The 14954-nt window shown below is 66.2% G+C and carries 8 protein-coding genes and 1 pseudogene; 3 read left to right on the top strand and 6 right to left on the bottom strand.

The genetic code is table 11. The features are described from left to right. Genes AC1MFI_RS10630 through glf form a run of 3 tightly spaced genes read right to left on the bottom strand, consistent with a single transcriptional unit; the run spans nucleotide 1 to nucleotide 4089 of the window. Nucleotides 1-903, bottom strand: a complete 903-nt coding sequence (locus AC1MFI_RS10630; RefSeq protein ID WP_479820850.1) for an ABC transporter permease — start codon at nucleotides 901-903, stop codon at nucleotides 1-3. Beyond that, on the bottom strand, nucleotides 896-2905 hold the full coding sequence (locus tag AC1MFI_RS10625; protein ID WP_479816754.1) for a glycosyltransferase: 2010 nt from the start codon (nucleotides 2903-2905) through the stop codon (nucleotides 896-898). The genes AC1MFI_RS10630 and AC1MFI_RS10625 overlap by 8 nt, the downstream gene beginning before the upstream one ends. Further along, entirely contained in the window at nucleotides 2902-4089 is a 1188-nt protein-coding gene (gene glf, locus AC1MFI_RS10620) for a UDP-galactopyranose mutase (protein WP_400483998.1), read from the bottom strand. The genes AC1MFI_RS10625 and glf overlap by 4 nt, the downstream gene beginning before the upstream one ends. Here glf and AC1MFI_RS10615 point away from each other — a divergent pair. Next, a pseudogene (locus tag AC1MFI_RS10615) lies at nucleotides 3977-4900 on the top strand (FHA domain-containing protein); the annotation flags it as partial. The gene glf and the pseudogene AC1MFI_RS10615 sit on opposite strands and share 113 nt — an antisense overlap. 1193 nt (nucleotides 4901-6093) lie before the next feature. Then, on the top strand, nucleotides 6094-7449 hold the full coding sequence (locus AC1MFI_RS10610) for an FtsK/SpoIIIE domain-containing protein (RefSeq protein WP_479816751.1): 1356 nt from the start codon (nucleotides 6094-6096) through the stop codon (nucleotides 7447-7449). A gap of 6 nt (nucleotides 7450-7455) precedes the next feature. Here AC1MFI_RS10610 and AC1MFI_RS10605 read toward each other — a convergent pair whose 3' ends face one another. Beyond that, nucleotides 7456-7878: a hypothetical protein gene (locus AC1MFI_RS10605; protein ID WP_479816749.1), complete on the bottom strand. Its 423-nt coding sequence runs from the start codon at nucleotides 7876-7878 to the stop codon at nucleotides 7456-7458. Nucleotides 7879-8121: 243 nt separating this feature from the next. Between AC1MFI_RS10605 and AC1MFI_RS10600 the strand changes: the two genes are divergently transcribed. Next, complete coding sequence (locus AC1MFI_RS10600) at nucleotides 8122-8370, top strand: WhiB family transcriptional regulator (protein ID WP_055769355.1); 249 nt, start codon at nucleotides 8122-8124, stop codon at nucleotides 8368-8370. Nucleotides 8371-8475: 105 nt separating this feature from the next. Here AC1MFI_RS10600 and AC1MFI_RS10595 read toward each other — a convergent pair whose 3' ends face one another. Both AC1MFI_RS10595 and AC1MFI_RS10590 read right to left on the bottom strand, forming a co-directional pair. Beyond that, entirely contained in the window at nucleotides 8476-9954 is a 1479-nt protein-coding gene (locus AC1MFI_RS10595) for a sensor histidine kinase (protein ID WP_400482442.1), read from the bottom strand. Between the two features lie 139 nt (nucleotides 9955-10093). Further along, complete coding sequence (locus tag AC1MFI_RS10590; protein ID WP_479816747.1) at nucleotides 10094-14932, bottom strand: NAD-glutamate dehydrogenase; 4839 nt, start codon at nucleotides 14930-14932, stop codon at nucleotides 10094-10096. Nucleotides 14933-14954 lie beyond the last annotated feature (22 nt).

Genomic DNA, 14954 nt, shown 5'->3' with positions numbered 1-14954 from the left:
CTACAACTCCTGTGCGAATCGGCCTTCAAGGCGTCGGAAAGTAAACTGACCTGCAAGGAGCACTAGGATGGCGATGCCGACTCCGAGCGGAGTCCAGACGTCGAGCAGGTTCGGTGGAACGGCCAGTAGCGGATCGGTCCGCTCGGCGCTTGTCGTAGGCATCCAGAATGCGAAGTGGAAGAGTTCGACGGCGATGGTGAGCGGATTGACCTGATAGATCAGGTGGAGTACATTTCCGGCGCCGGTGCCGAACGCATCGAACAACCCGTCACGCACCATCGTCCACGAGTAGAGGACGGGCGATGCCCACGTAGCGATCATGAGCAGCATGTCTACGAAATTCTCTGAGTCGCGGAAATACACATTAGCCGCGCCGAAAAACAGACCGAGACCGACCGCGAGCATCGTCACGATGGCGAAGCCCGCTACTGCCGCAGCGATCTGGACCACGCCGGGTGACCAGCCACCGATCAGACAAGCAATGAGCAGCACGACCAGCTGCGGTACGAAGTGCACGGCAGACACCCACACGGACGCGACAGGGAAGAGTTCGCGCGGAAGGTAGATCTTCTTGATGAGCCCCCCATTGCCCACGATCGACCGGGCGGCGTTCCCCAACGCCTCGTTGAAGTAATTGATGAGGACGATGCCGGAAAAGAGGTATATGGGATAGTTCTCGGTGTTGCGATTCATGCCCAGGAATATTCCGAGCGCAAACCAGAACACGACGAACTGGACGCCGGGCTTCACATAGGACCAGAGGAGACCTAGAACCGATCCCCGATATCGCACCTTCAGTTCCTTCGCCACCAGCAGGCGCAGAAGATACCGGGATCGCAGGACGTCCCGGAGGCCACCGCCTAGTCCAGGGGTGCTGAGTTCAGCGCCGGCCACGTCACTGATCCTTTGGCGAGTGGGACTCAAAGGTCTTCTTCCATGACTCGACGGAGGTGATGTCCTGCAGGGCATCACGGTACTGATCGCGAAGGCTCGGCCAACGGCGGAGGATTTCAGCGTTCAGGCGAGCTGCTTCGGCAAGAAGTGCGCGCAACTCCTTCGGATCCCGCCGGTACCAGGAAGCACCGGTTCCTTCCGCGTTGGAGACGATAGCGCTGTCGTACTGGGACATGCGCCACCACTTGTTGTCCTGATGCGCGATGAATGCCTGCGGACGCTGTTGGCTCGACTGCGATATTGGTGCACTGAGCTGGCGCACGATGGTCTTGAGGGCCCACGGTACAAGGGTTGTGTAGGACGGAGCCTTGAAGCCCTGTCCGTGACGGGGCGGCTTATCCATCTTCGGTGGCGGGAAGGCGTCTGGATCGGTTTGGAACTGCGCGTCCGTGTAGTCCCGAGCCATTGCCCGGATCTCCGGCAGTTTGCTGGCCAGGATCTCGTGGAGCTGGTCCGGTCCCTTGAGCACGTCCTGCATCGCCATGACGCGACCGCGCGCCGTGTGATACTGCATCGAGACGAGGTGCTTGATGTCCGAATATCCGGACTCGCGGACCACCCGGCCGCCTCGCTCGTAGGGGCTGTGGATCAGGGCGGCGATCATACGGTTCCGAGTGTGGAAGTAGGCTTGCCACCCCACCATATCGTCCTTGTCGATCCAGGAGACGTGCCACACGGCAGCGCCCGGCATGGACACCGTGGCGTAACCCGCCTTCTTGGCCCGCAGGCCGTACTCGGCATCATCCCACTTGATGAACACCGGCAGGGACAGACCGATCTCCCGGATGACTTCCGTCGGGATGAGGCACATCCACCAGCCGTTGTAGTCGACGTCGACGCGACGGTGCAGCCAGGGCGTCTGACGCAGATTCGCGCGCGCGAAATCATGACCCAGTACCTGCTCAGCAACGGGCTGGTCCGGCTGAAACCGGAATGGATTGACGATCTCACCGAACGTGTGGAGAACCGTCCGGTTGTAGAGGTCAAACATATGCCCACCGACGATGGTGGGCGACTTGCAGTGCGTCGCGAACGACAACAGGCGGGGTATGCTCTCGGGTTCCATGACGACGTCGTCGTCGAGAAGAAGCGCGAAGTCGCTGCCGTTCTCGACCGCTTCGTACATCCCTCGGGCGAACCCGCCGGAACCGCCCAGGTTGTCCTGGTTGATAATCCGCAGCTTCTCCCCCAGCTGCGCCTTCACCGCATCGAAGCCCGGCTGATTGGCGACCTTTTGCGTACCCTGATCGACGATCAGGACTTCCTGGACATCCCTGATTGCATCGGGGCTGCCTGCAAGGATCCGGAGGTTGTTCAGGCAGAAGTCCGGCTTGTTCAGCGTCGTGATCTCCAGGGTGATGCTGCCTCGTCGAGGCTCCTCGCCCCTCGCGAGCCAGTCCGCCTCCTTGAGAAGGAGACTCTCGCTCCCCGCAATGAGATCGAACCAGTACCAGCCGCCGTCGCCGAAGGGCTGAAGGGAAAGGTCGAAGGCGCTCGAGGTGGTTCCCTCGACTCTCGCGGTCTGAACGTGCTGCAGCGCTCCACGTGCGTTCGACTTGTAGACGGTCACCACACCGGACCCCTCCGTGCGCACCTGCAGGCGCACGTCGCGGAGATTCGTCCACCGACGCCAGTAGCTCGCAGGGAATGCATTGAAATATGTGCCGAAGGAGACGCGCTCGCCGGGTCGCACGGACGTCGACCGCCGCGACTGGAAGTCCTCGACGTGCAATTCACGGGTGGAATCGGACACCGCACCCGCCGAGGAACCTACGACAGTGCCATCGGTCGTGTTCAGCTGCACCCCGAAAGCACTACCTGTATCCACGTACAGCCCAGCCGTGTCCATTTGGCTCTGCTGCGGGAGGATGACGCTCTGGAGAGTGTGCCATGTCTGGTCTTCCCTATCAGCCTGGCCCTCCGCGGTCGTGACGGTCGACTTCTGCGTCATGCGTCCACTCCTCCACTTTCCAGCTTTACTCCCGAAGTGAAGTGCGGCGTGATCTTGTTGTCGAACATGTTGAGTGCTGAGCCGATGGCCATGTGCATGTCGAGGTACTTGTACGTTCCGAGGCGGCCGCCGAACAGCACGGACCTCTCGCCCTTCGCGAGGTCGCGGTACGCGAGGAGCTTGGCCCGGTCGTCGCTCGTATTGATCGGGTAGTACGGCTCGTCGTCCTTCTCTGCGAAGCGCGAATACTCCCGCATGATGACGGTCGCGTCCTTCGTGTAGTCCCGCTCCGGGTGGAAGTGGCGGAACTCGTGGATGCGGGTGTAGGCGGCATCCTCGTCGGGGTAGTTCATGACCGAGCACCCCTGGAAGTCCTCGATGGGCAGGACTTCCTCCTCGAGGTCGATCGTGCGCCAGGAGAGGTCGCCCTCGGCGTAGTCGAAGTACCTGTCGACCGGTCCCGTGTAGATGACGGGAACCTGCCCGAGCGTCGTCGAGCGCGAGTACTCGTGGCCTTCGTCGAAGAAGTCCGTGTTCAGGTGCACGTCGATGTTGGGGTGGTCCGCCATCCGCTCGATCCACGCGGTGTAGCCGTTGACCGGCAGACCCTCGTACTTGTCGTTGAAGTACCGGTTGTCGTAGGTGTAGCGCACCGGGAGTCGCGAGATGATCTCGGCGGGCAGGTCCTTCGGGTCCGTCTGCCACTGCTTGCCGGTGTAGTACTTGATGAAGGCCTCGTACAGCGGACGCCCGATGAGCTGGATGCCCTTGTCGTTGAGGTTCTGGGGATCCGTGCCTGCGAGCTCGCCGGCCTGCTCCTGGATGAGCGCTCGGGCCTCCGCCGGGCCGAGGGCGGTCCGGAAGAACTGGTTGATCGTGCCGAGGTTGATCGGCATCGGATACACCTCGCCCTTGTGGCGCGTGTAGACCTTGTGTACGTACTGGGTGAATTCCGTGAAGTTGTGGACGTAGTCCCACACGCGCTCGTTCGAGGTGTGGAAGAGGTGCGCTCCATAGCGGTGCACCTCGATTCCGGTCCGTGCCTCGTTCTCGCTGTACGCGTTGCCTCCGATGTGGTGGCGACGGTCGAGCACGGCTACCTTCAGGCCCAGTTGGCTGGCGGCCCGCTCGGCTATTGTCAGGCCGAAGAAGCCCGATCCGACGACGACTAGATCTACGCTCAAAATAACTCCCGTGGTGACGTTTGGTCCCAATTATGCCGTAGTGCACCGGCGAGCCCTGACCCTCAGGGGCCGCAGGGCGCGCCGTCCGGTGATGCTCACCACCTTCCTGCAGGCGATCCCTGTCGTAGAACTCACATCCGGGGGGGGGGTCACCGGAAGGGCGCGAGACCACACGGACCAGCCGCATCCGACGAGGATCCGAACAGGCCATTGGCCTCACCCGCTCAGGTGTTATCCACATGACCGGGCGCACCCGTCCTTTCGAGCAGGACCACCCCTAGCCTCGGAGGGAGATATCACCGCAGGAGGCCCCATGGAACGACACGTCACCCTGGCAAGCGCTCCCCCGTCCGCCTTCCCCGCCCGTGAGATCGTCGTCGATACCGCGCAGCTTCGCACGGGTGCTGCACTCGCGGGTCGCCTGGAAGCGGCGGGGTACCCCGGACCGTTCTCTGTCGACGGCGTACCCCTGGGTGCAGCGGATACCCTCGGCAGTGAGCTGACGGACGGCGCGACCATCGTCTGCGGGGCACTGGCGAGCCCGGGAACCGCGCAGGTTCAGCATCTCGTCTTCGTCGTCCATTCGGGTCCGGATGCCGGCCAGGTGATTCCTCTCACGCGTGGCAGGTACACCATCGGCCGCGCATCGTGCGACATCGAGATCAGCGACCCGGCGCTATCGAGGAGGCACGCCCTCCTGACGATCAGTGAGGACGCCGTTCTGCTGGAGGACCTGGACTCGGCGAACGGGACATTCGTCGACGAGCAGGCCATCGGCACGGCAGACATCACCGTCGCGGTCGCCATCCGGCTCGGCTCGAGTCGGTGCCGCGTCGAGTTGGTCGATGACCACGGCTGGCACCCGGTCACCCACGAGGAGGTCCTCGAGCCGTTACCTGTAGAGGCCGACATGCCCCGGAGGCCCCCTCGCGTCCTGATGCTGACCGCGGTGCTGCCGCTCGTGCTCGGAGTCATCCTGGCGCTGACGACGGGCATGTGGTTCTTCCTCGCTTTCAGTGCCCTGTCCGCGGTGACCGGACTGGTTCCCCTTTTCACCCATCGACGAAGTGCCCGTGTCTTCGCCGATGCAGTGCGCGATACCGCCGAGGCCGACCGGAGGCGCCGCATCGTCGCGGTTCCCGACCCGGGCCAGACCGCCCTCGATGCCCTCCGGGCCCGCCACGACCCGACAGGGCACGTGTCTCGCCGGCCCAGGTCCTCACCCGACGCGGTCCTCCTGCGGCTGGGGACGGCCGATCAGCCCGCGAATCTCTCGGTGCGCGGAGACACCCCGTTCACCCCGCCGACCCTCGCGGACCTGCCACTTGTCCTACCGTGTCATACGGGTACCGACGAGGAGAGCTTCACCATCACCGGCGAAGCCGCGCCCTTACGGCGGCTGATGCATACCCTCCTGCTGCAGGTCTCACATCCCCTCTGCGAGGCTCCGTCCGTCATCTGCTGGGGATCGCCCGGGGAACTTCCCCGCCATGCCCGGTTCCTTCCGAACGTACGCCTCACGAAGGACCCGCGCGTCCTGGCGTCCTGCGCCCAGCAGGCCGGCCTGCTCCTGATCTTCCAGGTCTCCGACGACCTCCCGGTCCTCTCCCGACGACCCGGTGTCGTCATCGTCCGGTTCCGCGAGCGCCTTGGAAGCTCCACTGGTTCTGCAGGAGACAGCCGGCCGTCCGGGCCCGGGATGACGATCGCTGCTGGCGGTGCCCGTGCGCGGACCGGTGACCGGGAGTACCCGGTCCGCCCCGACGGCGTCTCTGCACGGACTTTCGAACGAACTGCGAGGGCACTTGCCAGGATGGAGACTTCCTGGAGCAGGCGGTGGCCGGGCTGGCCGCCGCGGCCGGCGCTTCCGCAGCCTCGTATCCCTTCCGGCCCGTGCTACCACCGCTACCGGAGCACCTTCCAGCGGCCGCGCGCAGCCGGTTCGAGCCCATCGGGTCCCAGGGGCCGGGCCGAAGGAATGACGGTGCATCGGCGCTTCGTGCAGTGCCGCTCGGCGTTGCCGACTTCCCCGATCGGCAGGCTCAGCGCCTCCTGTGCTGGGAGCCCGGGGACCATGGCCATCTCGCCCTCGTCGGGCTCCCCGGCAGCGGCGCCTCGGGTACCCTCGCCTCCCTCATGTCCTCCCTGCCCCACGCCGCCCCTGATGTTCACCTGTATGTCCTCGACGGTGACGGGAGCCTGCAGGGGTATTCCGGGACCCCGCAGGTCGGCGCCTATGTCCGGGCCCACGAGACGAGGCGGGCCGCACGCGTGCTCGAGCGGCTCGCGGCCCTGCCGGTCGGTACGGAGGATGCCCACCACACGGTCCTGGCGATCACCGGATGGGGACGGTGGAGCACCCAGTTCCGCAACGGGCGCTTGGGACGAGCGGAAGAGGACCTGCACGGCCTCGTGCGGGATGGCGCCCACTGTGGGCTGTCGGTCCTCATGGCAGGAGATCGCGAGTTGACGGCGTCGCGGTTCTTCGCGCTGATGCCGAACCGCGTCTACCTACCCCTCGGCGCTCACCAGGAGACGACCTTGACTTGGCCGAAGATGCCCCCCATCGAGCCGGTCGCGGGCCGAGGTCTCGCGCAGGGACGCATCACCGGGGGCTGGGGTGACGGTGTCTGCCAGCTCGTCACACAGCCCTGCACGGACGGGGGCCCGGTACGCCCTCCTGCCCTGACACCCTTCCGGGTGGATCCCCTTCCGCGTGTGGTCTCCCTGCAGGAGGTCGGGGCAGCAGCACAGGGCGGAGGCGGTAACAAGCTCCTGCTGGGCGTGCACGGTGACGACCTGGAGCCTTTCTCCGTCCCGCTTCGTCCCGGTGAGGTCTACCTCGTGCTCGGTCATGCGGGATCAGGACGGACGAACGCCCTGCGGGTCCTGCAGGAATCAGCCGGCTGCGGCCGCACGGTTCTGGCACCACCGTGGGACGCCGACGGAACCGACCCCGCCGGCTACTGGCGTGGACCTGCAGGCCGCGCTGTCGATCGCATGCCTGTGGAGCACTGCGTCCTGGTGGTCGATGACGCGGATCAACTGCCCCCGGATGTCCAGCAAATCCTGTCGGAGCTCGTCGCCCTCGGTGCCGCGGCCGTCCTGTCTGCCGCGCCCGGCCCTGCCCTGATCTCACGTGTGCCCCTGTCGCTGCAGGCCCGCGGAACAGGTCGCGGACTCGTCCTGGCACCCAGGGCAGCTGCTGACGGCGACTTCCTTGGCGTCCGGCTCGATGCGGAGGGTCCACCGATCGCGGGGCGGGGGTACGCCTGCGAGCCTTCGGGCGTCGTCGAGGTCCAGGTCGCCCGTGCCGCCGCCGGGCATACCGAGGACGTGCAGACGGACCCTGCTAGGTGAAGGAGGCTACAGTGCCATCCCGTTGCCGGTCGTCCGGACCGTGAACTCGACGACGGGCTTCGAGAAGAGCGTCACGATGACGGCGGCGGCGGGAATGATCAGCGCCAGGCCGATGACGGGATCGCCCGCCGTGAAGTAGGGGAACGCAAGGATCACCAGGAACAACTGGACGACGAGCGAGGGCGACCGTGGCCAGCGGAAGCCTGCCATGAGCCTTCGTGCCATGGTGGCGAGCCCCGCTGCAACCAGCAGGAGCAGGACCGCCATGAACACCGATCCCCCGACTGAGAGGGGGGCGGCCTGGAAGAGGGTCATGACGAATCCGGCGGCGACCACGACCAGGCCGACCGCCTCGAGCAGCAGGATCGCGACGATCAGGAGGACTCCGCGTGGCCTGCTGGGTGAAGCCGGAGCTGGGTCTGTGGGCACCCACGAACCATACCCGACCGCCTGCCGGCACCCCTAGGTGTGCCCGGCACGGGGACGTTGTGACATACCACTCACCTATCGGCTCAATTCAAGCGGTAAAACCCTTGTTTACCGGTCAGTAACGTGACAGCCTTAAAGGCAGTGCAAACCCAGGGGGCCCAAGTTGGCCCCTTTACTATGAGCCCCCTCGTGAATGTTTTCACAAGCACACGGTGAGTGAGGGCAGAGGAGAATGTGATCACCATGGATTGGCGTAGTCGCGCGGCCTGTCTGGACAAAGACCCGGAGCTGTTCTTCCCGGTCGGCAACACCGGACCGGCGCTTCTTCAGATCGAGGAAGCCAAAAGCGTTTGCCGCCGCTGCCAGGTGCAGGACACCTGCCTGCAGTGGGCCATCGAATCCGGGCAGGACGCCGGAGTATGGGGCGGATTGAGTGAAGATGAGCGCCGTGCGCTCAAGCGGAGGGCCGCAAGAGCTCGCCGCGCCTCCTGATCGAACCCGGGGCACACCCGGTCGAGCCGGACGTGTCGAGCCGGAATCATGACGAAGGGCCGCCCACCGGGCGGCCCTTCGTCGTACCCGCATGGATGTCGGTGATCAGCTGCCCTGGTTCAGGCGCAGTCCGAGCTCGAGCGTCACCGATGTACCGCCCCCGGGTCGAGTGCTCCACTCGATCGTGCCGCCGAGTTCGCTCGTCACGAGTGTCCGGACGATCTGCAGGCCCAGCCCTTCCGCATGACCGCCTTCAGGCAACCCGACGCCGTCATCCGCGATCGTCACCCGCAGGATCTCTTCGCCATCGGCCTCCGTCCGCCGGTTCGCCATCAGCCAGACGGTGCCCGTCCGTCCGGACAATCCGTGCTCGACGGCGTTGGTGACCAGCTCGTTGATCACCAATGCCAGGGGCGTTGCCAAATCGCTCGGCAGTTCGCCGAAATCGCCACTCCGCTCGGTGCGGACGGCCTGGGAGGGTGACGCGACCTCCGCGGACAGGCGGAACTGCCTCGAGATGAGCTCATCGAAGTCGACGCTCTGCGCCAGCCCCTGGGAGAGTGTCTCGTGGACGAGGGCGATCGTCGACACCCGCCGCATGGCCTGTTCGAGGCCGAGCTTGCCTTCCTCGCTGACCATCCTGCGGGACTGCATCCGTAGGAGCGCCGCCACGGTCTGCAGGTTGTTCTTCACGCGGTGGTGGATCTCACGGATGGTCGCGTCCTTCGATACCAGCTCCATCTCCCGGCGTCGGAGTTCGGAGACGTCCCTGCACAGCACGAGCGCCCCGAAACGCTCCTTCTCGTCCCGCAGGGGGATGGCGCGCAGGGACAGACTGACGCCACGCGAGCCGATCTCGGTGCGCCACGGCATGCGGCCCGTCACCACCAGCGGCAGCGTCTCGTCGACCATCCTCCGATCCTTGAGCAGGGCCGTCGTGATCTCCGCGAGCGGACGTCCCTCCAGGGTCTCGACATCGCCCAGGCGCCGGAAGGCGGAGACGCCGTTCGGGCTCGCGTACTGCACGATCCCGTCGACGTCGAGGCGGATCAGCCCGTCCCCCACCCGTGGCGCTCCGCGGCGCGACCCCGTGGGCGTCGCGAAGTCGGGCCAGAGCCCGAGCGTGCCCATCCGCAGGAGATCGTAGGCGCACTGCCGGTAGGTCAGCTCCAGCCTCGACGGCATCCTCGAACTCGACAGATCCATGTGGGTCGTCACGACGGCGAGCGTCCGGCCATTGCGGACCATCGGCACGGCCTCGACGCGCATCGCCATCTCGGTGGTCCAATTCGTCTCGCCGGACCGCTCGATCTTCTGCGAGCGCCAGGCCACGTCGACGAGCGGCTGCAGATCGGCGCGGATGCGCTCGCCGACGAAGTCGCTGTGGAAGACGGTGTGCGACGTCGATGGCCGGGCATGCGCGAGTGCCACATAGCCGCCTCCGTCGAGGGGGAACCACAGGGCCAGGTCGGCGAACGCGAGATCGGCCACCATCTGCCAGTCCCCCACGAGGAGATGGAGCCACTCGGCGTCGCCGGGTTCGAATCCGGCGTACTCGCGGATCGGGTCAGTGAAGATAGCCATGGGATCTCTCTGTTGCTCGGGCCGGGCGCGTCAACCCGGCCTGCGCTCGTGCCCGTGGACAGACCGGACCGGCAGGACGGGGTGCCGCAGGATCCAGTCTGTCACTCCCGGTCACCTGACGCGGACTGCGCACCGCGCCCTACCGCACGATGGACCGCAGGAGGCGGAGCGCCACCGAGAGCGACGAGATGTCGTCCTGCTCCAGCAGGTTGACCTCGGCGAACATGTTGGTGGCGCGCTGCAGCTGATCGGCGTTCTGCTCCTGCCAGGCCAGCAGGCGGTCCCCCGCGTCCTGTTCGCGCAGGTGCTGCGAGGCCCGCATGACGGCCACGGTGATGTCTGCGACCGTCGAGTAGAGATCGTCCCGCAGGGCGGCCCGGGCCAGGGCCTGCCAGCGGTCCGTCCTCGGCAGCTTCGTGATCCGCTCGAGGAGGTTGTCCACTTCGAAACGGTCGTAGACCGCGTAGTACACCTTGGCGATGTTCTCGACCGGCTCGTCGACCCGGCGGGTGCTGTAGGCGATATCCAGCAGCGCGAAGGACTCGAACTGCTCCGCCCAGTGCTGGCCGAGCTCCCCCGGCAGGTTCCACACCGTCGCGGTCGCCATACCTTCGCGGGCCCGCTCGAGGTCGCATCCCCGCAGATACTCGGAGAGGCGCGCCCGGAACGGGGCGATGAGCGGTTTGAAGGCATCGATGTCCTCGTTCACCGAGGTGCCCTGCTCCACGTGGTTCACGAACCAGCGCACTGCGCGGTCCAGGAGCCGCCGCAGGTCCAGGTGGACCGTCGTCCAGCGATCGGTGGGGAAGTCGGCCGGCAGCGCGGCAAGCGATTCGAGGGTCTCGTCCAGGGCGTAGATCTCGCGCAGGGCGACGAAGGCGCGCGCAATCACGGGCTCTGACACCGAGGTCTCCTCCATCACCCGGAAGGCGAAGGTGATGCCGCCGAGGTTGATGATGTCGTTGGCGATGACGGTCGAGATGATCTCGCGGCGCAGGGGATGGGTGTCCAGCAGGTCGTCGAAGCGCTCCACGAGCTCCCGGGGGAAGTAGCGGCGCAGTGTCCCCCTGAAGTAGGGATCGTCGGCGAGGTTGCTGGCCGACAGGACCTTCGTCAACTCGATCTTGGCGTAGGCGGCGAGCACGGACAGCTCGGGTGACGTGAGCCCCTGGCCGCCATCGATCCTCCTCCGGAGCTCGGCGGTGGTCGGCAGTGCTTCGAGCCCCCTGTCCAGGTCGGCCTTCTTCTCCAGCCAGTCCATCATGCGCTCGTAGCTCGGGCTCCACTCGATGACCCGCTGGCGGTCGTTGAGCAGGAGCACGTTCTGGTCGATGTTGTCCTGCAGCACCAGCCGGCCGACCTCGTCGGTCATGGAATGCAGGAACTCGGCCCGTTCGCCGGGCTGCAGACGGCCGGCACGCACCATCCGGTCCACGAAGATCTTGATGTTGACCTCGTGGTCCGAGCAGTCGACGCCTGCGCTGTTGTCGATCGCGTCGGTGTTGAGGATGACTCCGGCGAGCGCAGCCTCGATCCGCCCGCGCTGCGTCATGCCGAGGTTTCCCCCCTCGCCGATCACCCGCGCCCGCACCTCGTTGCCGTTCACGCGGATGGCGTCGTTCGCCCGGTCACCGACGTCGCCGTGTGTCTCGTCCGTCGCCTTCACGTACGTACCGATCCCGCCGTTGTACAGCAGGTCGGCGGGTGCCCGGAGGATCGCCTTCAGCAGCTCAGGAGGGCTGAGCTTCACCACATCTGCGTCGAGCCCCAGTGCCTCGCGTACCTCAGGGGAGATGGGCACGGACTTGGCCTGGCGCGGGTAGACCCCACCGCCCCTGCTGATCAGCGCGCTGTCGTAGTCCTCCCAACTCGATCTGGGGAGCTCGAACAGCCGCCGGCGCTCCGCGAAGGACACCGCGGCATCCGGATCCGGGTCCAGGAAGATGTGGCGGTGGTCGAAAGCCGCCAGCAGACGGATGTGCTCGGACAGGAGCATGCCGTTCCCGAAGACGTCACCGCTCATGTCGCCGACGCCCACCACGGTGAAGTCGTCGGTCTGGGTGTCGACGTCGAATTCGCTGAAGTGCCGCTTCACGGACTCCCATGCGCCACGGGCCGTGATGCCCATGGCTTTGTGGTCGTAGCCGACGGATCCTCCGGAGGCGAAGGCGTCACCGAGCCAGAAGTCGTACTCGGCCGAGAGTTCGTTGGCGATGTCGGAGAACGACGCCGTCCCCTTGTCGGCGGCGACGACGAGGTAGGTGTCCTCGTCGTCGTGCCGTACGACCCGGGGCGGCGGCACCACGGATTCGGTGGCGCCGTTCGTGAGGACGTTGTCCGTGATGTCGAGGAGCCCGCGGATGAAGGTCCGGTAGCTGGCCTGGCCCTCGGCGAGCCATGCCTGCCGGTCGGTCGCCGGGTCCGGCAACTGCTTGGCGAAGAAGCCGCCCTTGGCCCCGGTGGGCACGATGACCGCGTTCTTGACGGTCTGCGCCTTCACCAGGCCGAGCACTTCCGTGCGGAAGTCCTCGCGGCGATCGGACCAGCGCAGGCCGCCGCGAGCTACCTTGCCGAAGCGGAGGTGCACACCCTCCACCTGGGGCGAGTAGACCCAGATCTCGAATTTCGGGCGCGGGAAGGGCGCGCCCTCGATCAGCGCGGTGTCGAACTTGAAGCTGACGTGGCGCTTGTCCTGGAAGTAGTTGGTCCGGAGGGTCGCCTCGATGAGGTTGGCGAACGTCCGCAGGACGCGGTCCGCATCGAGTGTCGGGACAGCCTCGAGGCCTTCATCGAGTGCGGTTCGCGCGGCCTGCGATGCGACGCCCCGATCGCCGTTCAGGTCGGGATCGAAGCGGGCCGTGAACAGGGCGACGAGCGCGCGACTGACAGCGGCGTTGCGCAGCAGCGTGTCCGCCACGAAGCCGTACGAGTTGGTGTTGCCCATCTGCCGCATGTACTTGGCGTATGCGCGCAGGATCAGCACCTGGCGCCACCCGAGCTCCTCGCTGAGGACGAGCCTGTCGAAGGCATCGGATTCGCTGTTCCCGGCGACCGCAGCACTGAAGGCGTCCTGCAGCAGGGGCGCCGTTCCGAGCGGTGAGATACCCACGGGATATCTCAGCCCGAGGTCGTAGAGGAAGAAGGACCGCCCGTCGGACCGCCCGATCTCGAACGGGCGCTCGTCCAGCACCTCGAGGCCCAGATTGTGGAAGTACGGAAGGATCTGCGTCAGACTCTTCGCTTCGGTCAGGTAGAGCTTGAGGCGGGCGTCCTCGGCGTCACCGAAGTCCTGCCGCTCGGGCACGTAGACGTGCAGCTGCGGCACGCCGGCTTCCGCGGCTGCGAGCTGCTCGAACCGGGAGATGTCCTCGAGCGCGTCCTCGACCTCGTAGTCGACGCGGTAGCTGGGCGGGAAGGACTCGGCCCACAGCGCTGCGAGCCGCTGGGCCGTGTCCTGCTCGAACCTGTGCTGCGCGACCTCGACGATGCCCTCGGACCATGAACGGGCGGCACGGACCAGGCGCTCCTCGAGGTCGGCGGCGTCGACCTCCGGGATCTCCGCGCCGCGCTGCAACCGGATGCGGAAGAACAAGCGGGCGAGGGCCGACTCGCTCATCCGCGCTTCGAAGTCGATCGTGTCGGCGTCGAGGGCGGCCCGCAGCTCTTCCTCGATACGCAGTCGGACACTGGTCGTGTACCTGTCGCGCGGCAGGTAGACGAGCGCCGACATGAAGCGTCCGTAGACGTCCGGACGCAGGAACAGCCGGGTGCGCCGGCGCTCCTGCAGTCGCAGGATGCCCAGCGCCGTGGCGACCAGATCGGACACCTCGATCTGGAACAGTTCGTCGCGCGGATACGTCTCCAGGATGGACAGCAGGTCCTTGCCGGAGTGGGAATCGGACGGGAACCCGCAACGATGCAGGACCTCGGCGACCTTGTCGCGTACCAGGGGGACGTTGCGGACCGATCCCGTGTAGGCGCTGGTGGCGAACAGGCCGATGAACCGCCGTTCCCCGTTCACATTGCCCTGGGCATCGAAGCTCTTGATGCCGATGTAGTCGAGATACGCGGCGCGGTGCACCGTCGATCGGGAGTTCGCCTTGGTGATGACGAGGACGCGACGCTCCCGTGCCTTCGCCCTTCCTGCAGCGGTGAGCTGCTGCAGGTGCCCTCCCCCACCGCCGTGCCGCAGCAGGCCGAGACCGCTGCCGTCCCGGACCGACAGGGCATCCTGGCCGTCCTCATCGGTCACGAGGTCGTATTCCTTGTACCCGAGGAACGTGAAGTTGCCGTCGTCGAGCCACTGCAGGAGTTCCTGCGCCTGTCGAAGGTCCGGGATATCCTCCGCGCCTGCGATCGACCCGAGCGAGGCCTCGATCGATCGGACCATGGTCCGCATGGCCGGCCAGTCCTCGACGGCGGAGCGGACGTCGCCGAGCACCCGGTGGAGGCCCTCGATGATGGACTGCTTGGCCGCAGGGTCCGACAGGCGGGCGACCTCGACCGAGATCCAGGACTCGATCTGGGCCGTGCGACCGATGGTTCCGGTGAGGTCGGCGATGTTGGGAAGCGCGGCGGTGTCCCCACTCGAGGCGCCGGCGGTCGACGGCACGCGCTTGAGGCCCGCGAGGGCGTGCGACTCGTCGTCGCGCACCGCGAGGAACGTCGGGTGGACCACCAGGTGGATGGCCGCGTTCTGCCGCACGAGTTCGGCGGTGACCGAGTCGACCAGGAAGGGCATGTCATCGGTGACGATCATGACGACACTCGAATTGCCCTGGTCCATGACGCCGATCGCGGCAGTCCCCGGTTCGCGGGATTGGGCGAGGTCGCGGTGGGCGAAGGCGCGCTGGCGGAGGTCTGTGGGACGGTACCCGATGGCATCTTCACGGGCAAGATGCTCGAAGTAGTGCTGTACGAAATCCTCCCGTGAAGTGTCCGAGCTTGACTGATCCGTTGTCCTGGATCCAGACGACATGGGGAGGGCCTCCGTAACGAAA

The organism is Arthrobacter sp. BC5 (assembly GCF_056680255.1).
Note: the sequence above shows the minus strand (reverse complement) of the source record. Positions and strands in the feature narration are given on the sequence as shown.